At 60.6% G+C, this 24,628-nt stretch carries 29 protein-coding genes and 1 tRNA gene; 16 read left to right on the top strand and 14 right to left on the bottom strand.

Going from position 1 to position 24,628, the window contains the following annotated elements:
• Positions 1-29: 29 nt before the first annotated feature.
• The 4 genes from L1075_RS05065 to L1075_RS05050 all read right to left on the bottom strand — a co-directional run bounded on the left by L1075_RS05065 (position 30) and on the right by L1075_RS05050 (position 3,250).
• Positions 30-632 (bottom strand): Maf family protein, encoded by a 603-nt coding sequence (locus tag L1075_RS05065; protein WP_040241871.1) that lies wholly within the window; start codon positions 630-632, stop codon positions 30-32.
• Between the two features lie 54 nt (positions 633-686).
• The gene (mreD, locus tag L1075_RS05060) at positions 687-1,145 is read right to left on the bottom strand and encodes a rod shape-determining protein MreD (RefSeq protein ID WP_378111471.1); all 459 of its coding nucleotides are present in this window, start codon (positions 1,143-1,145) and stop codon (positions 687-689) included.
• A gap of 20 nt (positions 1,146-1,165) precedes the next feature.
• Complete coding sequence (mreC, locus tag L1075_RS05055) at positions 1,166-2,089, bottom strand: rod shape-determining protein MreC (protein ID WP_040242158.1); 924 nt, start codon at positions 2,087-2,089, stop codon at positions 1,166-1,168.
• Positions 2,090-2,212: 123 nt separating this feature from the next.
• A complete protein-coding gene (locus L1075_RS05050) occupies positions 2,213-3,250 on the bottom strand; it encodes a rod shape-determining protein (protein WP_040241875.1) in 1,038 nt (345 codons plus the stop codon).
• A gap of 190 nt (positions 3,251-3,440) precedes the next feature.
• On the opposite strand from L1075_RS05050, the gene gatC reads away from it, so the two are divergent.
• From gatC to gatB, 3 genes are read left to right on the top strand one after another with little or no spacing between them, the layout of a single operon-like run.
• A complete protein-coding gene (gene gatC, locus L1075_RS05045) occupies positions 3,441-3,728 on the top strand; it encodes an Asp-tRNA(Asn)/Glu-tRNA(Gln) amidotransferase subunit GatC (protein ID WP_246894246.1) in 288 nt (95 codons plus the stop codon).
• Between the two features lie 41 nt (positions 3,729-3,769).
• Positions 3,770-5,230 (top strand): Asp-tRNA(Asn)/Glu-tRNA(Gln) amidotransferase subunit GatA, encoded by a 1,461-nt coding sequence (gene gatA / locus L1075_RS05040; RefSeq protein ID WP_246894247.1) that lies wholly within the window; start codon positions 3,770-3,772, stop codon positions 5,228-5,230.
• Positions 5,230-6,681 (top strand): Asp-tRNA(Asn)/Glu-tRNA(Gln) amidotransferase subunit GatB, encoded by a 1,452-nt coding sequence (gene gatB / locus L1075_RS05035; protein WP_246940707.1) that lies wholly within the window; start codon positions 5,230-5,232, stop codon positions 6,679-6,681. Before gatA ends, gatB begins: the two co-directional genes overlap by 1 nt.
• 30 nt (positions 6,682-6,711) lie before the next feature.
• Here the strand turns inward: gatB and L1075_RS05030 are convergent, their stop codons facing one another.
• Positions 6,712-8,358 (bottom strand): bifunctional protein-serine/threonine kinase/phosphatase, encoded by a 1,647-nt coding sequence (locus L1075_RS05030; RefSeq protein WP_378111488.1) that lies wholly within the window; start codon positions 8,356-8,358, stop codon positions 6,712-6,714.
• 262 nt (positions 8,359-8,620) lie between these two features.
• Between L1075_RS05030 and ppa the strand changes: the two genes are divergently transcribed.
• Positions 8,621-9,151, top strand: a complete 531-nt coding sequence (gene ppa, locus L1075_RS05025) for an inorganic diphosphatase (protein ID WP_040241885.1) — start codon at positions 8,621-8,623, stop codon at positions 9,149-9,151.
• 65 nt (positions 9,152-9,216) lie between these two features.
• Here the strand turns inward: ppa and L1075_RS05020 are convergent, their stop codons facing one another.
• Positions 9,217-10,227 (bottom strand): DUF2333 family protein, encoded by a 1,011-nt coding sequence (locus L1075_RS05020; RefSeq protein WP_040241886.1) that lies wholly within the window; start codon positions 10,225-10,227, stop codon positions 9,217-9,219.
• A gap of 215 nt (positions 10,228-10,442) precedes the next feature.
• Between L1075_RS05020 and aroQ the strand changes: the two genes are divergently transcribed.
• The 7 genes from aroQ to purH all read left to right on the top strand — a co-directional run bounded on the left by aroQ (position 10,443) and on the right by purH (position 16,898).
• A complete protein-coding gene (aroQ, locus tag L1075_RS05015; protein WP_075369857.1) occupies positions 10,443-10,880 on the top strand; it encodes a type II 3-dehydroquinate dehydratase in 438 nt (145 codons plus the stop codon).
• 62 nt (positions 10,881-10,942) lie between these two features.
• The gene (gene accB, locus L1075_RS05010; RefSeq protein ID WP_075369858.1) at positions 10,943-11,401 is read left to right on the top strand and encodes an acetyl-CoA carboxylase biotin carboxyl carrier protein; all 459 of its coding nucleotides are present in this window, start codon (positions 10,943-10,945) and stop codon (positions 11,399-11,401) included.
• Between the two features lie 70 nt (positions 11,402-11,471).
• Entirely contained in the window at positions 11,472-12,818 is a 1,347-nt protein-coding gene (accC, locus tag L1075_RS05005) for an acetyl-CoA carboxylase biotin carboxylase subunit (protein ID WP_040241890.1), read from the top strand.
• Between the two features lie 68 nt (positions 12,819-12,886).
• Positions 12,887-13,786, top strand: coding sequence for a 50S ribosomal protein L11 methyltransferase (prmA, locus tag L1075_RS05000; protein ID WP_040241891.1), 900 nt, complete (start codon positions 12,887-12,889; stop codon positions 13,784-13,786).
• A 94-nt stretch (positions 13,787-13,880) separates the two neighbouring features.
• Positions 13,881-14,912: a tRNA dihydrouridine synthase DusB gene (gene dusB / locus L1075_RS04995; RefSeq protein WP_179861075.1), complete on the top strand. Its 1,032-nt coding sequence runs from the start codon at positions 13,881-13,883 to the stop codon at positions 14,910-14,912.
• Entirely contained in the window at positions 14,909-15,208 is a 300-nt protein-coding gene (fis, locus tag L1075_RS04990) for a DNA-binding transcriptional regulator Fis (protein WP_040241893.1), read from the top strand. Before dusB ends, fis begins: the two co-directional genes overlap by 4 nt.
• A gap of 100 nt (positions 15,209-15,308) precedes the next feature.
• The gene (gene purH, locus L1075_RS04985; RefSeq protein ID WP_040241895.1) at positions 15,309-16,898 is read left to right on the top strand and encodes a bifunctional phosphoribosylaminoimidazolecarboxamide formyltransferase/IMP cyclohydrolase; all 1,590 of its coding nucleotides are present in this window, start codon (positions 15,309-15,311) and stop codon (positions 16,896-16,898) included.
• A gap of 135 nt (positions 16,899-17,033) precedes the next feature.
• Here the strand turns inward: purH and L1075_RS04980 are convergent, their stop codons facing one another.
• The 6 genes from L1075_RS04980 to L1075_RS04955 all read right to left on the bottom strand — a co-directional run bounded on the left by L1075_RS04980 (position 17,034) and on the right by L1075_RS04955 (position 22,013).
• Entirely contained in the window at positions 17,034-18,491 is a 1,458-nt protein-coding gene (locus tag L1075_RS04980; RefSeq protein ID WP_246894252.1) for an NAD-dependent succinate-semialdehyde dehydrogenase, read from the bottom strand.
• 110 nt (positions 18,492-18,601) lie between these two features.
• Entirely contained in the window at positions 18,602-19,048 is a 447-nt protein-coding gene (locus L1075_RS04975; protein WP_040241899.1) for a hypothetical protein, read from the bottom strand.
• Between the two features lie 43 nt (positions 19,049-19,091).
• Positions 19,092-19,490, bottom strand: a complete 399-nt coding sequence (gene folX, locus L1075_RS04970; protein WP_040241902.1) for a dihydroneopterin triphosphate 2'-epimerase — start codon at positions 19,488-19,490, stop codon at positions 19,092-19,094.
• 59 nt (positions 19,491-19,549) lie between these two features.
• A complete protein-coding gene (folE, locus tag L1075_RS04965; RefSeq protein WP_246894253.1) occupies positions 19,550-20,104 on the bottom strand; it encodes a GTP cyclohydrolase I FolE in 555 nt (184 codons plus the stop codon).
• A 169-nt stretch (positions 20,105-20,273) separates the two neighbouring features.
• Positions 20,274-21,257: a serine/threonine protein kinase gene (locus tag L1075_RS04960; RefSeq protein ID WP_040241907.1), complete on the bottom strand. Its 984-nt coding sequence runs from the start codon at positions 21,255-21,257 to the stop codon at positions 20,274-20,276.
• 33 nt (positions 21,258-21,290) lie between these two features.
• A complete protein-coding gene (locus L1075_RS04955; RefSeq protein ID WP_052444978.1) occupies positions 21,291-22,013 on the bottom strand; it encodes a ComFC family protein in 723 nt (240 codons plus the stop codon).
• A 214-nt stretch (positions 22,014-22,227) separates the two neighbouring features.
• Between L1075_RS04955 and L1075_RS04950 the strand changes: the two genes are divergently transcribed.
• Positions 22,228-22,312: transfer RNA gene (locus L1075_RS04950), tRNA-Leu, on the top strand.
• A gap of 92 nt (positions 22,313-22,404) precedes the next feature.
• Here the strand turns inward: L1075_RS04950 and L1075_RS04945 are convergent.
• A complete protein-coding gene (locus L1075_RS04945; protein ID WP_040241912.1) occupies positions 22,405-22,641 on the bottom strand; it encodes a hypothetical protein in 237 nt (78 codons plus the stop codon).
• A gap of 233 nt (positions 22,642-22,874) precedes the next feature.
• Between L1075_RS04945 and L1075_RS15860 the strand changes: the two genes are divergently transcribed.
• Together L1075_RS15860 and L1075_RS04940 are read left to right on the top strand one after the other, a co-directional pair.
• Positions 22,875-22,946, top strand: coding sequence for a DUF4113 domain-containing protein (locus L1075_RS15860; RefSeq protein ID WP_082021294.1), 72 nt, complete (start codon positions 22,875-22,877; stop codon positions 22,944-22,946).
• Positions 22,947-23,041: 95 nt separating this feature from the next.
• The gene (locus tag L1075_RS04940) at positions 23,042-23,386 is read left to right on the top strand and encodes a hypothetical protein (protein ID WP_246940508.1); all 345 of its coding nucleotides are present in this window, start codon (positions 23,042-23,044) and stop codon (positions 23,384-23,386) included.
• A gap of 40 nt (positions 23,387-23,426) precedes the next feature.
• Here the strand turns inward: L1075_RS04940 and L1075_RS04935 are convergent, their stop codons facing one another.
• On the bottom strand, positions 23,427-23,666 hold the full coding sequence (locus L1075_RS04935; RefSeq protein WP_246940505.1) for a ComEA family DNA-binding protein: 240 nt from the start codon (positions 23,664-23,666) through the stop codon (positions 23,427-23,429).
• 78 nt (positions 23,667-23,744) lie between these two features.
• Between L1075_RS04935 and L1075_RS04930 the strand changes: the two genes are divergently transcribed.
• Both L1075_RS04930 and L1075_RS04925 read left to right on the top strand, forming a co-directional pair.
• Positions 23,745-23,969, top strand: a complete 225-nt coding sequence (locus L1075_RS04930) for a hypothetical protein (RefSeq protein ID WP_040241914.1) — start codon at positions 23,745-23,747, stop codon at positions 23,967-23,969.
• 405 nt (positions 23,970-24,374) lie between these two features.
• Positions 24,375-24,527, top strand: a complete 153-nt coding sequence (locus L1075_RS04925) for a hypothetical protein (protein WP_179861076.1) — start codon at positions 24,375-24,377, stop codon at positions 24,525-24,527.
• Positions 24,528-24,628 lie beyond the last annotated feature (101 nt).

Here is a 24,628-nt window from a genome sequence, read left to right as displayed (position 1 = left end):
GTTGCCCCTAACCAGATAATCTGTCGGCATTATGGCACAGCCAAGCGCTCGCCCCACAGCGAGACACCTTGGCGCGTCAATAACTTGGCGGTCTCGAAAAGCGGTAGCCCGACTACTGCGGAGTGACTACCTTCGATGCGCTCGACAAAGATCGCCGCTAGCCCTTGTATGGCATAGGCGCCGGCCTTGTCGACGGGCTCACCACTATGCCAGTACGCATCGATCTCGTGCGCTGCGAGCGGACGCAGTGTCACCCGGGTCGTCACGTAGGTCGACAACATTCCACACGGCCCTGTCACCGCGACGCCAGTCATCACTTCATGAGTGCTGCCCGACAGCGCCGTAAGCATGGCAACGGCATCTTCGCGATCACGCGGTTTCCCCAAGATGCGCTGCCCCAACACCACCGCTGTGTCGGACCCCAATGTGGGCAGCGACGTTCCCGCCGCACCGGCCTGCGCCTTGTCTCTCGCAAGGCGCTCCACATAAGCGGCAGGCAATTCCTCCGACCGCGGAGTCTCATCGATATCCGCCGGCGCTACTTCGACCTCGATGCCGATCGAAGCCAACAGCTCACGGCGACGCGGCGAAGCCGATGCCAGGCGCAACGACGCCCCCTGGGGTGTGGACATATGCTTTTCCTCACGGCTTGGGTGGCAGAGGGTACGCAGATAAAGGCAGCAAGGTCAGACGATTTTCAAGCGGCGCCGTAGTACTTGCATCATGGTGAACAACCATGGCCACAGGGCAGCGCCTATGAGCGCGGGCAGCAAGAAGGCTAGATGAATAGACACCGGGCCGAAAATCGTGCGCAGCCATTGCTCGATCAGTTGGATCAAGCCCAGCAACACGAACAGTAGGACGGCCTGTTGCCAGATGGAATAGGCACGCAGGCGTTGATAGAGCAAGAGACACAAGTAGGTGAGCAGCGACAACGCCAAAGCGTTCTGGCCCAAGGGCGTTCCCTCGATCAGATCCAGCAGTAAGCCGAGCACGAAACCATGGAAGACACCGACGCGCTGGGGGGCAGCAATACACCAATAAGCCAATGCCAGACCAAGCCAATTGGGACGCCACATCAGCCATGCATCGGGCAGTGGCATGACTTGCAAGCACAAGCTCACCAGCAGGGTGAACCAGATCATGAGTAGTCCTGGCAAGCGCATCATGGGCGCGCCTTCTCAAGCTCGTTGGGCATTTTTCCCGCCCCACCATCCATCAAGTGCAATGCGGCCTCGATATTGACGTCGCTGGTGACGGCCGCCGCCGCAGGCGAGGGAAACAGCAGCAAGAAATGCCGTGAGCGCTCGGGTTGCGCAAGCGGACGCGCCTCGACGCTCGCGAAAGAATGCTGGCCATCCCTGTTTACCCGTGTAATCTCCGCGACAGGATAGCCCTCGGGAAAACGTCCGCCCAAGCCCGACGTCGTGAGCAGGTCACCCTGCTGGAGGTCGGCGGTCGCCGGCACATTGAGCACATTCAAAGTATCGAGGTCACCAGAGCCCTGGACGATGAAACGCTGTCCACTGCGATTGACCTGCACCGGCACGGCATTATTAGCATCGCTGACCATAAGTACGCGACTCGTATACGCGGATACGGCAATGACCTGACCGATCAAGCCAGAGGCATCCATGACAGGTTGCCCGACATAGACACCATCACGACGCCCACGCCCAATTACCATCTGCTGGGTGAAAGGGTCGGAATCCAACGACAACAACTCAGCCGTGATATAAGGCACCTCATCGCGCGGCGCAGCATTCAGCAACTCTCGCAGACGCACGTTTTCCGCCGTCAAGTTCGCCATACGCTGAACGCGATGCGATAACGTCAGCAACTGCTGACGCAAGCGCTGATTCTCATCCACCAGGGCACGCTGATCCGAAAAGACCAGCGCCGCCCAGGACAACCCCTCGCTAGGCAGACTCACTGCCCATTGCACGGGTGCCACCACGGTGGTCAATTGCGAGCGCACATCGTCCATGAAGGGTAGGCGATGCTCCGCGAACATCAATGAGAAGGCGGCCACCGCACATAGCAACATGCGGTAGCTGGGCACCGGGCCATGCGAAAATAGGGGTTTAATAAGCCTTCCTCCGCAGACAGGACGCAAGACTCATCACGACCGGACACACGCTGGCAGCCACTCGTATCGCGCGTGGCTGCCAGGCAAGCGTATCGGCGCTAACATGGCAAGCGCCCGGGTGCGTCAATCGCTGGACAGCAACTCGAAGGTCCGCTGGTCGATCATTTCCAGCGCCTTGCCGCCGCCACGGGCCACACATGTCAACGAGTCCTCGGCAACGATCACAGGCAAGCCCGTCTCTTCGGCGATCAACTTGTCGATGTCACGCAACAACGCGCCACCACCAGTCAATACCACACCGCGTTCGGCGATGTCCGACGCCAGTTCGGGAGGGGACTGCTCCAAGGCGCTCTTGACCGCCGCAACGATGGACGAGAGCGGATCCTGCAAGGCATCAAGAATCTCGTGAGAATTGAGCGTAAAGCTGCGCGGAATGCCTTCCGCCAGATTGCGGCCGCGCACATCGATTTCACGCAACTCGCCGCCGGGGTAGGCACAGCCGATTTCTTCCTTGATGCGCTCAGCGGTTGCCTCGCCGATAAGGCTGCCATAATGACGACGTACATACGCCGTAATCGCCTCATCGAAGCGGTCACCCCCGACACGGATCGATTCGGAATACACCACGCCGTTGAGCGAGATGATCGCGATCTCGGAAGTCCCGCCGCCGATATCGACGACCATCGACCCCGTGGCCTCCTCGACCGGCAGGCCGGCACCGATGGCCGCCGCCATAGGCTCCTCGATGAGGAAGACCTCACGTGCGCCGGCGCCTTCCGCCGATTCTTTGATGGCGCGCCGCTCGACCTGAGTCGACATGCACGGCACACATACCAAGACACGTGGGCTCGGCGTCAAGAACGTGCTTTGGTGCACCTTGCGAATGAAGTGCTGAAGCATCTGCTCAGTGACGGTAAAATCAGCGATGACACCGTCCTTCATGGGACGGATCGCGGTAATGTTGCCAGGGGTACGACCTAGCATGCGCTTGGCGTCGATCCCCACGGACGCGACGGTGCGCATATTGCCAGACTGGCGGATCGCCACGACCGACGGCTCGTCGAGCACGATACCGCGACCGCGCACGTAAATCAGTGTGTTGGCGGTTCCCAAGTCGATCGACAGATCGCTCGAGAAAAGCCCCCGTAAACGTTTAAACATGGAAGTCTTTCACCTAGTCCAGACCGGAACCCTGTGCGGATGCAAACGGTACCATCGCGGGGGTGGCGCGGCAAGCAAAGGCCTGTCAGCGCTCGCCAGATATGGTAAATTCTAGGGTTATTCCCGGCGTCAGAGCTTCATTGGCGCGGCGATGACACGCGCCGCGCAGTATCCATAAAAGGCAAACGATATGGCGATCGAACATGCAGACGTGCTCCGTGCCGCCCATTTGGCCCGCGTCGGCTTGAGTGAGGACGAAGCAACCGGTTATGTCGACGACTTGAGCCGCATCCTGAAGATGGTCGATCAACTTCAGGCCGTCGACACTCAAGACATCATCCCATTGGCGCATCCGCTGGATGCCACCCAGCGCTTACGGCCCGACGAGGTGACCGAACATAGCCAGCGAGAACGCTTCCAGGCCTGTGCACCGGCCGTTACCGATGGTCTTTATCTCGTTCCGCGAGTCGTCGAGTGAAGCAGCCTCGTCAGGATTCGAACCAGGAGTCATATTCTTCCATGCATGACAAGACCCTCACGGAGCTTGCCGCCGGCCTTCAAGCAGGCGAGTTCTCCAGCCGTGAGCTGTGCCAGTCGGCGCTCGATCGCATACAGCGCCTCGACGGCGACCTCAACAGCTTCATCAGCGTGACCACCGAGCAGGCCCTGGCCGACGCCGACGCCGCCGACCAGGCACGCGCAGCCGGCGATGCCGCCGCCCTTGCCGGCCTGCCCCTGGCGCTCAAGGACATCTTCTGCACCCAGGGCGTACGCACCAGTTGCGGCTCGAAGATGCTCGACAGCTTCGTCGCGCCCTATGACGCCACGGTCGTCGAGAAGATCCGCCAGGCGGGTGGCGTCAGCCTCGGCAAGACCAACATGGACGAGTTCGCCATGGGCTCGTCGAACGAAAACAGCTTCTATGGCCCGGTCAAGAACCCCTGGGACTTGAGCGCCGTACCCGGCGGCTCCTCGGGCGGTAGCGCCGCGGCCGTGGCGGCGGGCCTGGTACCGGCAGCGCTCGGCACCGATACCGGCGGCTCGATTCGTCAGCCGGCCGCCTTTTGCGGCATTACCGGCCTGAAACCCACCTACGGGCGCGTGTCGCGCTACGGCATGGTGGCCTACGCATCGAGCCTCGACCAGGGCGGTCCCATGGCACGCACCGCCGCCGACTGTGCCCTGCTGCTCGAAACCATCGCTGGCCACGACGTTCGCGATTCCACCAGCGTGGCACGCGTGGTGCCCGACTACTCCGCCGAGCTCGACACCTCGCTGGCCGGCCTCAAGATCGGGCTGCCCAAGGAATATTTCGGCGACGGGCTCGACCCCGAGGTCGAAACCGCCGTGCGTGAAGCGATCAAGGTCTACGAGTCGCTCGGCGCCAAGGTCTGCGAAGTCAGCCTGCCGCACACGCACCTGGCGATTCCTGCCTACTACGTCATCGCACCGGCGGAGGCATCGTCCAACCTGTCGCGTTATGACGGCGTGCGCTTCGGCCACCGCTGCGAGGATCCGACCGACCTTGAGGACCTCTACAAGCGCACGCGGGCCGAAGGCTTCGGCGAAGAGGTCAAGCGGCGCATCCTGATCGGCACGCACACGCTGTCCGAAGGGTTCTTCGACGCCTACTACCTCAAGGCACAGCAAGTGCGCCGCCTGATCCGCCAGGACTTTCTCGACGCCTTCGACGAAGTCGACGTGCTCATGGGGCCGACCGCCCCCACGCCGGCCTTCGACCTCGGCGCGCAGAAAGATCCGGTCTCGATGTACCTGCAGGATATCTACACCATCGCCGTCAACCTGGCCGGCATTCCGGGCATCAGCGTTCCGGCCGGCTTTGCCGGTAACCGCCCCGTAGGCCTCCAGGTGCTGGCTCCGCACTTCGCCGAGGCCCAGCTGCTCGGCGTGGCGCATCAATTCCAGCAGGCCACCGACTGGCACCTCAAGCGTCCGGCATTCGGCAAGGAGATGGCATGATGCAGTGGGAAACCGTGATCGGGCTCGAGGTCCACGTTCAGCTCGCCACCCAGTCCAAGATCTTCTCCGGCGCGTCCACCGCCTTCGGTGCCGAGCCCAACACCCAGGCGTGCGCCGTCGACCTCGGCATGCCCGGTGTACTGCCAGTGCTCAATGAAAACGCCGTGGCGATGGCGGTGAAATTCGGTCTCGCCGTCGACGCCGAGATCCCCGAGACCTCGTTGTTCGAGCGCAAAAACTACTTCTATCCGGATTTGCCCAAGGGATATCAGACGAGCCAGATGGCGCAGCCCATCGTCGGCCCCGGCAAGGTCGAGATCACCCTCGACGACGGTTCGACGCGCAGCGTCCGCATTCATCACGCTCACCTCGAGGAGGATGCCGGCAAGTCGCTGCACGAGGACTATCACGGCATGACCGGCATCGATCTCAACCGTGCCGGCACGCCGCTGCTGGAGATCGTCTCCGAGCCCGACATGCGCTCGGCCAAGGAAGCGGTCGCCTATATCAAGGCGCTGCACGCCATCGTTACCTATCTCGGTATCTCCGACGGCAACATGGCCGAAGGCTCGATGCGCTGCGACGTCAACGTCTCGGTACGTCCCAAGGGGCAGGCCGCTTTCGGCACCCGCGCCGAGATCAAGAACGTCAACTCGTTTCGCTTCGTCGAGAAGGCCATCGCTTTCGAGGTCGAGCGCCAGATCGAACTCATCGAAGATGGCGGTCAGGTCGTGCAGGAAACGCGACTGTTCGACCCGGAACGCGACGAGACGCGCGGTATGCGCACCAAGGAGGAAGCCAACGACTACCGTTACTTCCCCTGCCCCGACCTGCTTCCGGTGACGCTCGACGGTGCCTATGTCGATCACCAGCGCGCGCTCATGCCCGAGCTGCCCAGCGAAAAGCGCCGCCGCTTCGAAAACCAGCTGGGCTTGTCCGCCTATGACGCCGGCGTGCTGGCCTCGAGCCGTGCCATGGCCGAGTACTTCGAAGCCGTCAAGGATGTCTGCGGCGACGCCAAGCAAGCCGCCAACTGGGTGCAAGGCGAACTCTCGGCCAACCTCAACCGCGAAAACCTGGAAATCGGCGACAGCCCGGTCACGGCCGAGCAGCTCGGTGGCCTCATTCAGCGCGTCATGGACGACACCATCAGCGGCAAGGCCGCCAAGCAGGTCTTCCAGGCGCTATGGGACGGCGAGGAAGACAGTGCCGACGCCATCATCGAGGCACGCGGGCTCAAGCAGGTCACCGATACCGGCGCCATCGAAGGCATGATCGACCAGGTCATCGCCGACAGCCCAGTTCAGGTCGCCCAGTACCGCGAAGCCGACGAGTCCAAGCGCGGCAAGATGATCGGTTACTTCGTGGGCCAGGTCATGAAAGCCTCGCGCGGTACCGCCAACCCGCAACAGGTCAACAGCCTTCTCAAGCAGAAGCTAGATCAGGCTTGAGCCGACGCTGACTCAACAACTCTTATGGCCTCACCCCAACCACCACGACAGCAATAACAACAGCAACAGCACACCGGCCACGGCTTTCCACAGCGTGGCCGGCGTCTGCCAAGACTGACGTGCTACGCCGTCTTCGCTCCGCCTGGACGTGCGCAGGTAGTAGGCGAACTCACCCAGGCGGCGAAACCGCAGCGCACGCTGAGGGTCGAGCGCGCGCCTCAGAGCACCATCGAGTGCGGCGTCAATGGCGGGGTTGTAGCGACGCGCATTGGTATAGCTCATGCGCTCGAGGTCGGTATGGCTGCGCAATTCGTTAGGCGCTAGCGCATAGGGCTGATGTCCGGTCAGCAACCAGTAGATGGTCGAGGCCAGCTCGTATTGATCGCTGCGCCGCCCTACTTCGGTATCCAGTGCGTATTCCGGTGCGCTGTGCTCATTTAACCCCACCTGACGGGCCAGTTCCCGCGCAGCTTGCTGGCTGTCGCTTTCACGCAAATGGCAAGCGCCGAAATCCGTCAGCACCAGTTGCCCATGTAAATCGACCATCAGGTTATCGGGGTGAATGTTTTGATGTAACACATCGCGGCGATGCAAGGCCTGCACCGCCTTCACCAACTGCCGCGCCAAATCCAGGCGTGCCTCGAGACTCGCCTGAGGGTGGCGCAGCGCCCAATCGCTGAGCGATTCGCCCTTGATGTAATCGAGCAGATAATACTGATAGCGACGCGGGCGGACGGGGTCCACAACCTTGGCTACGAACGGGGAGTTGACCCGCTGCACGATCCACTGCTGAAGCGCGAAATGCTCTTGGTAGGCATTGCGCAGCGATAGCTCCGGGCTCGGGGCCTTCATCACCATCTCGCGCTCGTTGCGCGCATCATGCACGCGATAGACACGCGACTTGGCCGTCCGCGATAACACCTCCTGCACCTCAAACCCATCGAGACGCTCTCCAGGCGTCAATTCAGGGGGCACCGGCAAGTCACCATACAATGGCACGGGATGCTCGGGCTCGACTTCCTCGGGCAGTCGGTCGATGCGCACCAGTTGGAAGCAGAACTGATCGCCGCCGTAACCGCGTTCCTGCGCGCGGGACAGCGCTGCCTCGGCCAAGCGCTCGCAGGTCGCATCGAGATCGCTGACATCGGCACGGATCAATTGTACGAAGTCCGAGGGCAACAGGGTGCCGCGTACGGCCTGGGTGGTGAAAAGAAAAAGGTCGCCCTGCTTGAGCGAATCCGTCACGTAATCGATGTCGAGACTACCATCCATGCCCAACGCACGTGACGGATAGCGATAGCCGCCCAGGTCGGTGACGTGGTCGCGTGACAATTGCTCGAATTCGGCGCCTCGCAGACGGAACACCAAGGTGTCGCCCATGTGGAACAGGTGCATCTCACGACGGCGGAACACCATGGCCGATAGTGAACAGATATAACTGCCGCCTTCGATATAGGCGCTTTGGCTATAGCTCCAGCCATTCAGGGCACGCAACACGCGATGGGCCGATGTCTTGACGTCCCAATGCTCCGGCGTCGAGTAGTAATCGGCGAGAAAGCCTCGTACGCTCAGGTCTCCGGCTTGCTTGGCGATGGCATTGCGCCAGGTTGAATCACTGATCAGGGCGCAGGCGCCCTTGGCGGACAACTGCGAGCCACCGGGTATCTGTACCGACATCGAACTGCGATGGCGACGCCGATCCGGTGCCACGAATGCCTGGCCGAAGCTGATAGAAAGGCTGCTTTCCGTCAACGATCGTCTCCTTGTCGATGATGATGAGACGGATAATTCCCGCAAGCGATGAGCATGACAACGCAAGACGACGATTGCATGATGCCATGTACGCCTCACGCCGGTTGGTAAACGCTGGACGCTACTCGTATAATTTCCCGGATTTTCCCCCGCTGGTGTTCAACCTGCAAACCGCAAGGACTCGACGATGAGTTTCAAAAACATTCCCGCAGGCAAGGATCTCCCCAACGACGTCTATGTGGCGATCGAGATCCCCGCCAATCACGCACCGATCAAGTACGAGATCGACAAGGACATGGATGCGCTGGTCGTCGACCGCTTCATGGCCACGCCGATGTTCTATCCGGCCAACTACGGTTTCATCAACAACACACTGGCCGACGACGGCGATCCTCTTGATGCGCTGGTGGTCACGCCGTATCCGGTTCAAGCAGGCAGCGTGATTCGTGCGCGTCCGGTCGGCGTACTCAACATGTCCGACGAAGCCGGTGAAGACGCCAAACTGGTCTGCGTTCCGCACTCCAAGCTGAGCGCACTGTATGACGACGTGCAGGAAGTCACCGACTTGCCCGAACTACTGCGCCAACAGATCGCGCACTTCTTCGAGAACTACAAGGATCTCGAGAAAGGCAAATGGGTGAAGATCGATTCTTGGGACGGCGCCGAAGCCGCTCGCAAGGCGATCGAGAAGGCCGCCGACGCTTATACCAAAGCCTGAAGCATTCGCTCTCGCCCGCACCACCCCGCGCCGGACATACCGCCGCGGGGTGTTTTGTTGGGGGCTTATTGCGACCCGAGATCGCTACGTATCCCTTGGATCAGTTGCGATGCCCGCAATGTGTAGTTGGCCATCATCAGCGAGTGATTGGCGAAGATGCCAAAGCCGCTACCATTGAGCACCACCGGGCTCCACACGCGTGCCTGCGAAGCTTCGAGCTCGTCGATCAGCCGGTCATATGCCTTGCCGACACCGGCCTCCTCGATGGCCGGTGCAAAGTCACGCTTGGCCGCCTTGAGCAGGTGCACCAAGGCCCAGGTGTTGCCGCGCGCTTCGAAGAAAACATTATCGACACGCCACCACGGTGTGCTCTCGCCATCCTCGCCGGTCTCGATATCGGCACTGCGACGCTCTGAGCTTCCCACACTCGCTGCCAGACGCTGTGTCTGCTGGTCAAGTCGAGTCTGCACGCGCCCAAGCCAGGCCGCCAACGCTGGCGCGTCCTGCGAGAAATCCGCCTGCTGCCCACTCAGGCGCCCCAAGTAATCGCGCAGCGCCTCGCGCGCCTCTTGATAACGCCCTTCGGCTGACGGAAAGCGCCAGGCGTCACTACGCGTTGACAGGGCATCGACGGCTTGTTGCACGTCGTCATCGTCACTGGCGATGGGATCATTGAGGGTCGCGCTCATGGCCCGTACTTGCCCAAGCACGCCGTGCTCCCAGCTCGGCATGTTATCCAGCCACAGACCCGGCGGCGCGATGTCGTTGCGCAAATAGCCACCAGGTTTGTCGAGTAAGCTGCCGAGCAGCGTCAAGGTAGTGGCGGTGACAGTCTCGCCTGGGCGAGGAGCGTCCGACGCGGCCTCGGCACCGGACGACTGCGCCGCGCCGCGCTGCACGCCCACTGCGTCATCGACATTGAAATCGTCGGGCCGCTGGCTCCACCAGACGCCCAGCGCCACGCAGACTACGAGGTAGATAACCAGCAAGGCGACCAGGGGTTTCCAAATCCAGCCATACTGGGGCGATTCCAATACATTGCGCTGGTGACGCTCACGCTTGCGAAAAAGAGCCATAAGACGTCCTTGTGATGAAGTTGAGAGCGATGACTTCCATCCTATCATGCAGTGGCGTTTTTGCTTGTGCCAACACAAACTAGACAGCTCGTCCGTTTTTGGGCAAACTCCGCCCACACTAACGATATATGGCACCAGCGGCGGCATCTTGCATGATCGTGCCGTGATCTAAGCCAATCCTGAACAGGTTAACAGCGTCAATCAGGACCCATGACATGGCGAAGCTTCTCGTACTCAACGGCCCTAACCTCAACCTGCTCGGCACCCGCGAGCCAGGGGTTTACGGCACCACCACCCTCGAGGACATTCGTCTGCACCTGACCCAGCGCGCCTTTGATGCCGGCCATCAACTCGAGTGGCTACAGTCCAACGCCGAGCACCAACTCGTCGAGCGCGTGCACGCTGCGCGCGACGATGGCACCGACTTCATTCTGATCAACCCGGCCGCCTTTACGCATACCAGCGTTGCCTTGCGCGACGCGCTCACAGGTGTCGCCATCCCTTTCATCGAGCTGCATCTTTCCAACGTGCATGCGCGCGAACCGTTTCGCGCGCATTCGTACTTTTCCGATGTCGCTCGCGGCGTCATCGCCGGATTCGGCGCCGACAGTTACGAGCTTGCCCTGGAGGCCGCGCTACGTCAGCTCGGCTGACGGCGCCCATGCTCCGATGGCAAACCACGCCACCTCACATTCACATTGATCGAGACAGGCTTATGGATATTCGCAAGGTCAAGAAACTCATCGAACTCCTGGAAGAGTCCAATATCAGTGAGATCGAAATCCAGGAGGGCGAAGAGTCCGTGCGTATCAGCCGCCATACCGGTGGCTTCAGCGCACCGCCCGCGGCCCAGGCCCCCGCTCCGGCCGTAGCGCCCGCGCCCGCCGCGCCCAGCGTAGCGGCCGCTCCGGAGGCCGAGGCAGCCCCCGCCGAGCCCAGCGGCCACCCGGTAACCTCCCCCATGGTAGGTACCTTTTATCGCTCGCCGGCGCCGGGCGCCAAGCCGTTCGTGGAAGTTGGCCAAAGCGTCAAGAAAGGCGAGACCGTGTGCATCGTCGAAGCCATGAAGATGATGAACCAGATCGAGGCCGATCAGGATGGCGTGATCGAAGCCATCATGGTCGAGGACGGCGAACCGGTCGAATTCGATCAGCCGATGGTCATCATCTCTTGAAGCCGCTTGCGATCACCATTAGCGGTCGATCGCAAACCGCTTCCGAGCTTACATAGAGACGGACGACACTATGTTGGACAAGGTACTCATCGCCAATCGTGGCGAGATCGCCCTTCGCGTACTGCGCGCCTGCAAGGAGCTGGGCATCAAGACCGTAGCGGTTCACTCCAAGGCGGACCGCGAACTCATGCACGTACGTCTGGCTGACGAAGCCGTGTGCATCGGGCCGGCCTCCTCCGCGCAGTCGTATCTGAATATCCCTGCGCTGATCAGCGCCGCCGAGGTCACCGATTCCAGCGCCATCCATCCCGGCTATGGCTTTCTCTCCGAGAACGCCAACTTCGCCGAGCAGGTCGAGCGTTCGGGCTTCGTATTCGTCGGTCCGCGTGCCGAAACCATCCGCATGATGGGCGACAAGGTCAGCGCCATTTCGGCGATGAAAGCAGCCGGCGTACCCACCGTGCCCGGCTCCGATGGCCCGCTCCCCGAAGATAACGACGAAGCCATACTGGCTACCGCGCAACGCATTGGCTATCCAGTCATCATCAAAGCAGCCGCCGGCGGTGGCGGGCGCGGAATGCGCGTGGTGCACAGCGAGGATAGCCTGCTTTCCTCAGTCAGCGTGACACGCAACGAGGCTAATACGTCGTTCGGCGACGGCACGCTGTACATGGAGAAGTTCCTCGAGAACCCGCGTCACGTCGAGGTCCAGGTGCTTGCCGACGGCCAAGGCAACGCCATTCATCTCTACGATCGCGATTGCTCCCTGCAGCGCCGTCACCAGAAGGTACTGGAAGAGGCGCCGGCACCTCATCTCGAGCCCCAGGCCCGCGAGAACGTTTTCAAGGCCTGCATCGATGCCTGCATCGAGATCAACTACCGCGGCGCCGGCACCTTCGAGTTTCTGTATGAAAACGGACAGTTCTTCTTCATCGAGATGAACACCCGCGTTCAGGTCGAACACCCGGTCTCCGAAATGGTCACCGGCGTAGACATCGTCAAGGAACAGCTGCGCATCGCTTCCGGCTTGCCATTGTCGATCACCCAGGAGGATGTCCAGCTCAACGGGCACGCCTTCGAGTGCCGCATCAACGCCGAGGATTCACGCACCTTCATGCCCTCGCCCGGCAAGATCGACCTCTACCACGCGCCGGGCGGCCTGGGTGTACGCATGGATTCGCATATCTACACCGGCTATAGCGTGCCGCCACACTACGACTCATTGATCGGCAAGTTGATCACTTGGGGCGCCAGTCGCGAGACAGCATTGACGCGCATGCGCAATGCCCTCGACGAGCTACTGGTCGAAGGCATCAAGACCAATATCGATCTACAAAAGGATCTGGTCCGCGATAGCGCGTTCCAGCAAGGCGGGGTAAATATTCACTACCTCGAGAAGAAGCTTGGCCTGACCTGATCAGCCCACGCGACTCGATACGGGGCGGCCTTAGCCGTCCCGTTTGCGTTGATGCTCAAGGAGACTTCATGCCCTGGCTGCAACTCAAGGCACACATCGCCCCGCAGCATGCCGAAACGTTGGAAGAACTGCTGCTGGCCGAGGGTGCTCAGGCCATCACCCTGCAGGACGCTTACGACGATCCCGTCTTCGAGCCCGAAAGCGGTACCACGCCGCTGTGGGATGAAACCGTCCTGACCGGCCTCTACGACGACCTGGAAGACATCGAGCCAATGCTCGACCGCGTCCGCCAGCAGTGGGCAGCCGAGATGGCCGATGAACCGTGCCCTGAGATCGACTACGAGCTGCTCGCCGATCGCGATTGGGAGCGCGAGTGGATGGACGATTTCACCCCGCTCAAGATGGGCGAACGGCTGTGGGTAGTACCCAGTTGGCATGCCGCCCCCGAGCCCGATGCCGTCAACCTTCTGCTCGATCCCGGCCTGGCCTTCGGTACTGGCACCCATCCGACCACGGCACTGTGCCTGGGCTGGCTCGACGGCCTCGACCTCGACGCCGCCCGAGTGCTCGACTTCGGCTGCGGCTCCGGCATCCTGGCCATCGCCGCGCTCAAGCTGGGAGCTGACCACGCCACGGGCACCGATATCGATCCACAGGCCCTGCAAGCGAGCCGTGAAAACGCCCAGCGTAACGCCATCGCCGATGAGCGTTTGTCGCTTTGCTATCCGGAGCGGCTTGCGGCCGAGCGTTATGATGTCGTGGTCGCCAACATTCTCTCCGGCCCTTTGGTCGAGCTCGCGCCCACGCTCTGCGCGCATCTGGCCCCAGGAGGACGCCTGGCCTTGTCGGGCATTCTCGCCGGCCAGGCCGATGAGGTCATGGACGCGTATCGCGAGCAAGGCATGCTGCTCGATGCGCCCGACGAGCGCGAAGGTTGGGTGCGCATCACCGGCGTGGCGCCGGCATGAGCGCGCTTGACGCGAGGAGCGGCGAACTGCCCCTTCAAGAACATCGTTCTGGCGGCTATCATAAGCCCCTTTCACCACCTAGACACGTCTCGTGATGTCGACCCACGTCTCATCTCCGGTGACGCCGTTGCCGCGCATCGGCCCTTATACATTGCCTAACCGGGCGATTCTCGCGCCCATGGCGGGCGTTACCGATCGCCCGTTCCGGCAATTGTGTCGAGAGCTCGGCGCGGGTCTGGTCGTTTCGGAAATGGTCACTGCCGACGCGCGCCTATGGCATACCCGTAAGTCGCGGCAAAGGCTCGATCATGCCGGCGAGCCCGGCCCGCGCGATGTACAGATCGCCGGCGGCGACCCGGAAATGCTGGCCGAAGCCGCGCGCCTCAATGTCGCGCAAGGCGCCGAGATCGTCGACATCAACATGGGGTGCCCCGCCAAGAAGGTCTGCAACAAGGCTGCCGGCTCCGCGCTATTGCGTGATGAGCGCCTGGTCGCAGCAATTCTCGAGAGCGTCGTGGCGGCCGTGGATGTCCCGGTGACATTGAAGATCCGTACCGGGTGGTGCTCGGAGTCGCGCAACGGCATACGCGTGGCACAACTGGCCGAGGCCGCTGGCATTCAAGCACTCGCGGTGCATGGCCGTACTCGCGAGCAGCGTTATCGCGGCGATGCCGAATACGACACCATCGCCGCCATCAAACAGGCAGTATCGCTGCCGGTGTTTGCCAATGGCGATATCGACAGCGCCGAGAAAGCCGCCCGCGTCCTCGACTACACTAAGGCCGATGCGGTCATGATCGGACGCGGCGCCCAAGGCAATCCGTGGATCTTTCGCGAGATCGAGCACTACTTACGTACCGGTGACACCCTAGCGCGTCCGACGCCCGCAGAAATCGCCGCTGTGATGCACCGTCATCTCGAGGCACTGCATACCTTTTACGGTGAGCACATGGGGGTGCGCATCGCACGCAAGCATGTGGGCTGGTATCTCGCCACTCGCCCACAAGCAGCGGCATTGCGCGCACGCTTCAACGTTCTGGAACAGCCCTCGGCCCAACACCGCTTCGTGGATGCGCTCGCCTACGATGCACCGGCGTTGGCCTCAAATGGAAGCAATGCAGCATGACCAGCAGGCAAGCATTTCCAATCGATCAGAATACGCTCGATGCCAGCGCCACGGCATCTCCAGCGCATCAGCAAACCCTGCGTGAGTCGGTCGAGCTCGCCATGCAGCGCTACTTCGGCCACCTGGATGGCGAAACGGTCAGTGACCTTTATGGCATGGTGCTGACTGAGGTCGAAGTGCCCTTGCTAGAGGCTGTGATGCGCTATGCCGACGGCAATCAGACACGCGCCGCCGACATGCTGGGCCTCAATCGCGGCACCCTGCGCAAGAAACTCAAGCAGTACGACCTGATCTGAGTCCAAACCGATCTAACAGGGGCGCCCTCGCCGGGCGCGCTTCACGTTTCACGCTATCGTCTGGCGTCAATCGTCCCTCACCTTTCAAGAGTGGAGCCTCATGGCCGATCACACCGCATCCTCGTCTCCCCAGCCCGTGCGTCGCGCATTGATCAGCGTGTCCGACAAGACCGGCATCGTCGATTTTGCTCGCGAACTCAGCACGCACGGCGTCGCCCTGCTCTCCACCGGCGGCACCTTTCGCCTGCTCAGCGAGAACGGCATCCCGGTGACGGAAGTCTCGCAACATACGGGGTTTCCGGAAATCATGGATGGCCGCGTCAAGACGCTGCACCCCAAGATTCACGGCGGCATCCTCGGGCGCCGTGGGCAGGATGACGAGGTGATGGCCGAGCATGGCATCGACGCCATCGACATGGTTGTGGTCAACCTCTACCCCTTCGCCGACACCGTGGCGCGCGAGGATTGCACGCTGGAAGAGGCCATCGAGAACATCGACATCGGTGGACCCACCATGGTCCGCGCCTGTGCCAAGAACCACGCGCATACCAGCATCGTGGTCAATGCGTCCGACTATGGCCGCGTGCTTGACGACATACGCACACATGGCGGCGTTGGCGCAACGTTGCGCTTCGATCTGGCGGTCAAGGCCTTCGAGCATACCGCAGGCTACGACGGCGCCATCGCCAACTATCTGGGTACTCTGGTGGAAGGCGGCGAAAGCGACTTCCCGCGGACCTATAACGTGCAGTTCCAGAAAAAACAGGCGATGCGCTACGGTGAGAACCCACATCAGCAAGCGGCCTTCTATGCCGAGGCAGATGCCGTCGAAGCCAGCGTGACCACGGCAGAACAGCTTCAAGGCAAAGCATTGTCGTTCAATAACGTCGCCGATACCGATGCTGCCTTCGAGTGCGTCAAGGTCTTCAACGAGACAGCCTGCGTCATCGTCAAACATGCCAACCCTTGCGGCGTCGCCGTCGCCGACACGCCGCTTGCTGCCTATCAGAGCGCGTTCGCTACCGACCCCACCAGCGCTTTCGGCGGTATCATCGCCTTCAACCGCCCGCTGGATGCCGATACGGCACGTGCCATCGTCGACCGCCAGTTCGTGGAAGTCATCATCGCACCAGGCATCGACGCCGCCGCCGCCGAGATCGTCGCTGGGAAGAAAAACGTGCGCCTGCTCGATGTCAGCAAGCACTGGCCCAGCCAGCCGCGTCCCGCTCATGACTTCAAGCGCGTCACCGGTGGGCTCTTGGTCCAAGACCGTGACCAGGGCATGGTCGAATCCGAACACCTGCGCACCGTCACCGAGCGCGCCCCCAGCGACCAGGAGCTAAGCGATCTCAGCTTTGCCTGGAAGGTCGCCAAGTTCGTCAAGTCCAATGCCATCGTCTATGCCAAGCACGGTCAGACCATTGGCGTGGGCGCCGGGCAGATGAGCCGCGTCTACTCGGCCAAGATCGCCGGCATCAAGGCCGCCGACGAAGGCCTGGAAGTACCCGGCTCGGTGATGGCCTCAGACGCCTTCTTCCCCTTCCGCGATGGCATTGACGCCGCCGCCGCTGCCGGCATCACTGCCGTCATCCAGCCTGGCGGTTCAATGCGTGACCAGGAAGTGATCGACGCCGCCAACGAAGCCGGCATCGCCATGGTCTTCACCGATATGCGTCACTTCAGGCACTGACGCTCGAAGCTCGAAGCTCGAAGCTCGAAGACAGCCTAAGTACCGCCGATAGCAAAACACCCTGCCGGTGCATCCGGCAGGGTGTTTTTCTTCACACGTCCAGGCGTGTCGCGCCGCGCTTCGAGCTTTCGGCGTTTAGCCTAGATCCATGCACAGATACTTGGTTTCCATGTACTCGTCGATACCGTACTTGGAGCCTTCACGCCCCAGCCCCGAGGCCTTGACACCTCCGAACGGCGCACTGGCGTTGGAGATCAGCCCTGTGTTGATGCCGACCATGCCGTACTCCAGCGCTTCGGCCACACGCCATACACGGCTCAGGTCGTTGGCGTAGAAGTACGATGCCAGCCCAAAGCGCGTATCGTTGGCCATCTGCACGGCGTCTTCCTCGTCATCGAACGGCAGCACCGCCGCCAAAGGCCCGAAGGTTTCTTCGTGCGCGACCTTCATATCGGCATTCGCGTGGCTCACCAATGTTGGTGTGAAAAAGCGCCCACCCAGTGGATGCGTATGGCCGCCCAACAGCAGTTCGGCGCCTTTGTCGACGGCATCCTGAATATGCTCGGAGACTTTGGCGACGGCATCGTCGTCGATCAACGGCCCGATATTCACGCCTTCTTCGGTCCCGGGGCCGACGTGTAATTCGCTGTTCATGGCCGCCGCCAGCTTTTCGCTGAAGGCGTTAATCACGCTGGACTGCACCAGGAAGCGATTGGTGCATACGCAGGTCTGACCGGCATTGCGGAACTTGCTGGCCATTGCCCCCTCGACGGCGGCATCGAGATCGGCGTCCTCGAAGACCAAAAATGGTGCGTTCCCTCCCAGCTCCAGAGAAATCTTCTGGATATGCTCGGCGGCGCCGGCCATCAATTGGCTGCCCACATCAGTCGAGCCGGTGAAGGTAATCTTGCGTACCACAGGCGATTCGGTCATCGCCTTGCCGATCTCGCTGGCGCGCCCCGGCACCACATTGAACACGCCGCGCGGCACCCCAGCCTGCTCGGCCAACGCCGCCAGCGCGGTAGCGGAAAACGGCGTCTGGCTGGCCGGCTTGATGACGATCGGACACCCCGCCGCCAATGCTGCGGCCGCCTTGCGAGTGATCATGGAAGACGGGAAATTCCACGGCGTGATCGCCCCGACGACGCCGACCGGCTGCTTGAGCACCACGATGCGTTGGTTGGACTTGGCCGCGGGAATGGTGTCGCCATAGACGCGCCGCGCTTCTTCGGCGAACCAGCGCAGGAAGCTAGCCGCATAAGCGATCTCACCGGCCGCTTCCTTGATCGGTTTGCCCTGCTCGGCGGTCATGATCGCCGCCAGTTCGTCCTGATGCTCGAGCATCAGGTCGTACCATTTCATCAAGGTATCCGCGCGCTCTTGCGCCGTCAGGGCACGCCAAGCCGGCCAGGCCGAATCGGCGGCTTCGATGGCACGTTCGGTCTCGGCTCGCCCTAGCTTGGGCATGCGCCCCACGATCTCACCGGTGGCCGGATCGTCGACCTCGATCTGTTCGCCGCTGTCCGCTGCCACCCAATTGCCGTCTATATAGGCAAAGGGGCGAAACAGCGAGTTCTCCTGAAGGGACTCCATGGCGTTCTCCTTCCTGACAATGAGGGCGACGCTGGCCGTCGCCGTGACTTCATCTTATGCCGAGTCTTTCGGTGCCACCAAACGCAGCGCGCACTAAAATGATGTTCACCTCACATCCAGATAAAGAGACTCAGCACCGCAATGGCGATGGCGGCCCCGCACAGCGCCTGGCCTCTGTAACGCGACGGCGAGCGGCGTACCTGCCTGATCCCGAGCACTGCCAGTAACATCGCCAGTGCATCGACGAGCAGCATATAAGGCGCCAACAGCGGTGCCACGGCGACGAGTACCAGTGCCAGCACCGCCCAGGGAGACAATAAAGAGGATTTGACCTGCCCCTGATCGTCACGCGTTTGCCGCGCGGTACGCTGAGGAACGGGCGCGTCGAATACCTGCTCGGCACGTCCTGCATCGCCATCGAAGCGTAACCGCGTGCCTTCCCTTGGGAGGCCACGGCCACGCCACTCGGTCAATGTGAATGTATAACGATGTCCATCGTCGCCGACGATCACGCCGCGCTGGGCCGCGTCGTCGAAGGTTTCCAACTTACCGTGCACGACGCGACTCCCGGCCAAATCCCGATGGCATGGTCATATCACCTCAGTCCAGGCGCGAGTCGGATAGCGTCACCGACACGGAGTCGGAAAAACGCAGCGCGAAAGGCTTGTCGATTTCCACCTGCGCCGTGAGGACCTGCTCGTAACTCATGATGATATCCAAGACTTCGCGGGTCATGCGTTCCAGCAAGAGGAAGCGGTTATCCTCGACATAGCCGATGATATGCTTGGTGATCGTACGGTAATTGAGCGCCTGCTCGATATGATCGAACTTGACCGCACGATCGGCCCGGTAACGAATGGTGGCATTGATCACCACATCCTGGCGATTCTGGATTTCCTCATCTTTGATGCCGATATGGGTACGCAAGCGCAGATTCTTGATGTTTATCGTCGCCAGATCGTGATCGAGGTGCTGATCGTTCAGGGCATGTAAGGCCATGCGGCATTTCTCCTAAAGTACGAAACGCGCGTCACGCGCGGCGGTAATCGACGTTTCGCTCAGCCATGCACCAGCGTCAAGAACTCCTGGCGCGTGTTCAGGTTATTGCGGAAGGCGCCCAGCATCACGGAGGTCTTCATGCACGAATTCTGTTTCTCGACCCCACGCATCATCATGCACATGTGCTGCGCCTCGACGATCACCCCCACACCGCGCGCCTCGGTCACTTCCTGCACGGCCTCGGCGATCTGACGTGTCAGGTTTTCCTGGATCTGCATGCGCCGCGCATACATGTCGACGATGCGAGCGAACTTGGAAAGCCCCAGCACCGTGCCCTTGGGCAGATACGCGATATGGCACTTGCCGATGAATGGCAACAAATGATGTTCACACATCGAATAGAGCTCGATGTCCTTGATCAGCACCATTTCGTCGGTCTGCGATTCGAACACCGCGCCGTTGACCAACGACTCGAGCGTCTGTCCATAGCCCTGGTTGAGAAACTGCATGGCCTTGGCGGCTCGCATGGGCGTATCACGCAGCCCTTCCCGGTCGGGGTCCTCGCCCAAGCCGGCGATGATGTCGCGGTAATGCGTTGCGAGTTCTTCTGTCATTTAAGTGCCTTTGAGTGCCTTCGTCATGACGCCCGACCGGGCATACGTTACAAAATGAATACAACACCGGAAGTTTGCCACATGGGCAAAGCGCGACGCACGCGCGATTCACGTCGACGTCGGTGACACGACATGTCCCGACGCCGCGCCAGGGCCTTCGAGGCAGCAGTCACGCCAGCCAACGCGGATTTTCCAACGCTAGGCGCTGCTGCTCAAGAATGCGGATGTGCTGATCCCAGTATCCCTCACTGGCCACCCACGGGAAGGCCCTGGGAAACGCTGGATCTTCCCAGCGATCGACTAACCAGGCGCTATGGCGCATCAAACGCAATGTGCGCAGCGGCTCGATCCAGCGCAACTGGCGCCGATCGAACTCGACATGCTGTTCGTAGCCCTCGATTACTTCGGATAGCTGCATCTGCCATTCATCGGCTTCAGGCGCCGTCAATAACATCCACAAATCCTGAACCGCCGGCGCCATGCAGCAATCATCGAAATCGACCAGCGCAAAATCTTCGTCGCGTCCCAGGATGTTGCCCAGATGACAGTCGCCATGTACGCGTTGCAAGGTCGTCTCCGGCCACCGCTGCTCGACCAGTAGCGTCTGCAGACGCTCAGCAATGCGGGCGTACGCCTGACGTTGACGACGACTCAACCAATCGCTCGCCAGCACGCGCTCACAACTCGCTTGGCTGATCGCCATGGGCTCCTGAACAGGACGCGTCTGGAAAGAACTGCGACGCGCCACGGCATGCACCTGGCCGATCAAATCACCGAGGGCAAAGAGATGCGCGGGATTCTCGAGCTCCGGCGCCTGCCCCGAGACGTGCGGAAACAAGGCGAACGCGAATCCATAGGCATGATGGAGCGTCTCACCATTATCGTCGCGCCAAGGTGGCGCCCCTGGTACGCCTGCGGTATCGAGCTCGTCGAGAAACGTGTGCTCCTCACGAATCTGCGCCTCGCTCCAGCGTTCGGGACGATAGAATTTAGCCACCCAACGACGGCGATCGTCATCGCTCAACAGAAACACGCGATTCTCATAGCTGTTGAGCGCAAACGGCTCGCCCGGCAACCAAAAACCCAGCGACTCGACGGCATCGACCACGTGTGCGGGCGACAAACTTTCGAACGGGTGCTTCGGGGCGGTCATGGCGTGTCCTATTGGAGGTGCCCCCTTATGCTATCAGATTCCTCGCGGCGTTCGCGTCATCGCCCAGGCCTCGACATGCTGCGCGCCCGCCTCTCGGCAGGCATCGGCCAATGCAGAGAGCGTGCTGCCAGTGGTCATCACGTCGTCGACGAGCGCCACGTGGGCCGGCAAACCGGACGCAACACGAAAAGCCCTGCGTACGTTGTCGCGACGTGCACGGCGTGTAAGTCCACGCTGGGTCGGCGTGTCACGCTCGCGCCAGGCACGCAGATGTGGCACGCCCAGTTGACGCGAGAGCTCACGCGTCAGCCAAACGCTGTGATCGAAGCCACGCTCACGTCGTCGCTGCGGATGCGTCGGCACCGCGATGAGTGCCTCGGGTAACACACCTTCGCGGCTACGCGCGAAAAGAGTCGCCAGCAAGATTCCCGCACGCGGTTGCGCGCCGAATTTGAAGCGCTGAAGCAATGCCTGCGTGGCATCTTCGTAACGCAATGGCGCCCGCGCCACATCGAAGGACGGCGCATGACGCAAACAGTGACCGCACAGCTCGGCGGGACGCGCCAACGGCTCGGCACAGCGCACACAGGCCACGCGATTCCAGGGCAGCGCCTCGAAACACGCCTCGCACCACGGCGCCGCCAGCGGCGTCATACCCATGCAAAAAGCACAATGTCCCGGCAGCCCCACGCGCACCGACTGGTCAATCAATAACTTTATTTTGGTTGACAAACCCCAAGCGCTTCTTACTCTCATCATGGTTAACGGATGCTTTTTTTAAGTTAACAAGGTTACCCAGCCCTGTTCGAAAGAAGCAGCCTAGCACGCCTGCCGCCTCCCGCACGCTGCGCTCGATGCAGACCAGTCTTCCCCATGACCGAAAACCACCGAGATGCTCAATAGCACTCGATGCCCATGGCGATTGACTTCCCTCTCGGCATACGTACAATGTCGCTCGACCTGCCAGACTGCGGATGTGGTGGAATTGGTAGACACGCTAGATTTAGGTTCTAGTGCCGAAAGGCGTGGGAGTTCGAGTCTCCCCATCCGCACCATCAATATCTTTTTTTCAATCAGTTATAAACGCTCCTTTGCTTCTACTGGTCTACATATGGTCAGTTTTGGCATAGTGTGGTCAGCTTTGTGGTCAGCATTTAACCCCGACCGCCCCACCGTTTCTCAGCCGGCGTTTATGCCAGTCGAGTACGGCAGCTATCTTTCTCGCGTCGTCTGCTCTCAACGTGGCCACGCCTTGCTTTCCCCATTCTCGATGATCATCTAAACGCCTTTGAAGCTGCTCCGCGATGTTGCCAGCGGATGATGCCGGCGTGCTTTCCAGCAACTCGATCATGTTCGCGACAGTAGAGCTTGAATACATAGTCATGAATGACTCCTCAGATATGCTCAACGACAATCGCCGAGCTACGAGGAGTTGGCCGTCACGACATGGAATTAGGAAGCCGTGCATCAGCACTTGCCTTACCCACCTTCCCGTGCAGATACTATATATATAAACAGCATTCGCATGGAGCATGGTTATGGCTCGCAAACGCCCCTCACCCCCAACCTCACCCTCTTACTATGAGCTGTTAGGCCAGCGCAAGCGCGGCGCGGCAACTGCGGCGGGAGTATTTGACGGGGCGGTACACGACGAGTTGGGATGAGTTACCGGTGGCGAGGATACGATAGAGCTCACTTCCTACCACTCGACACCTCGGCCATGCCACATTCGCCTGACAACGGGGGCTGTGAAAACATAAGAGTCACCATCAGTGGAGAACACCATGCATTACACAAAATATGGCCGCATATCTTTAGCAATCATGGCTATAAGCACTGCACTTATGTCGACCATAGCTGCAGCCTCCAGTGAAAACGCCTGGAGAGATTTCCGTGCAGACGTTGAAAAAAAATGTCGCGGCGCTGTCGATGGCAGCTTAAATGTCGAGACGATTGCGGTGGACCCCTTTAGCTCCAAGCATTTCGGACTTGCCCGCATGACCGGGCATGAGCACGGCGCTAAAAATCGATTACAGCTGTTATGCGTCTACGACAAGCAATCACAGCAAGCCGAAATCGGCAGTCCCATGGATATTGAAACGGAAATGCAAACAGAAAGGCCGCAATAAAGCGGCCTAAATTACCGGCTCCAAGTGGCCCTGCTCCAGATTACAAGCTGCACACTACGCCGCTGGCCTCGATCTCCTCGGCTCGTGACGGGCCGATACCACTCACCCGAGTCAGCCCATCGACACCTTGGTACGGGCGAGCATCGATGACGGCTTCTGCCCCAGCTGGACCGATGTGCGGCAGCTCATCTAGTCGATTGGGCATCGCCTTATTGATGTTGACGCATTCGCCGCCCGCACTTTTGCTGTCCGCACTCTCGGCGACAGAAACTCCATCCAAGGCCACGAACTCGGGATCGGCATCACCGACAGTTATGTAGATGGGCGCATGATCTGAGACGATGTCCCTCGCCTGCTTGTGCGTAAGCCCCAGCAGCTCGGGGAACTGCACGATGCCACTACCGGTAACGTCGAGCGCATCAGCATCAGCCAGATGCTCTCAACTGATCTAGCCCCTATCCACTGGATCGCCGACCACGTCGGCCACAGCAGCATCCAGATGATCCAGCAGCGCTACGGCAAGTGGATCCACGCCGACGGCCCGGACATCCACAAGGCAGTCGAGAAGCTGCTCGGGCTCTAGCTGAGCCCCCACCTTGGTCCCCATGGGTACAGAATCTGCACTCACCCTATCGCATCCAATTGATATAAAAGCATTTTCATGAATAAAAGATGAGGGGTCGAGTCTCTTCATCCGCACCATCAAGTTTGACCCAGCGTCATTTGACCCACCCTCTCAGCTCCAAAAGCCCAGCAATCACGCACGGGCCTTTCTTAATCTGAAACCTGACATAATCCCGACTACACGCAATAGCACTTTGCGTGGCGTACACCTACGTGCACTCTAAAGTTCATGCGGACATGAGGCGCAAGCGTTGGGGAACGCTCATCATGAAACGATCAAAAATTGAATCGCGGCCACTGGCGCTGACCTTCGTTGGCTACTAAACCTATGAGTGCATGATCAAAATGATGGAGGAACGCACACATGGACTTGTACACGGTTGAATTCAAACTACCTGGTGAAAGTGAGCTTCGGAGCGAAGAGATCGAAGCGGAGAGTGAAGCCGAGGCACGTACGATCATCGATCGTAATCATAAACCGGCTGAGATCGTCAGCGTAAAGTCTGACAGCGCTTAATCACTTCAGATAGTGGGGCTTTAGAGCTCTTTCTTGCTATCCCAGTAAACCACACAGCCCGTGATTTGGGCATCATGAGCGGGTCGGTGATGCGTTGAAAG

It is taken from the genome of Chromohalobacter beijerinckii (assembly GCF_023061185.1).
Taxonomy (GTDB): Bacteria; Pseudomonadota; Gammaproteobacteria; order Pseudomonadales; family Halomonadaceae; genus Chromohalobacter; species Chromohalobacter beijerinckii.
This window is presented reverse-complemented; position numbering and strand designations above follow the sequence as displayed.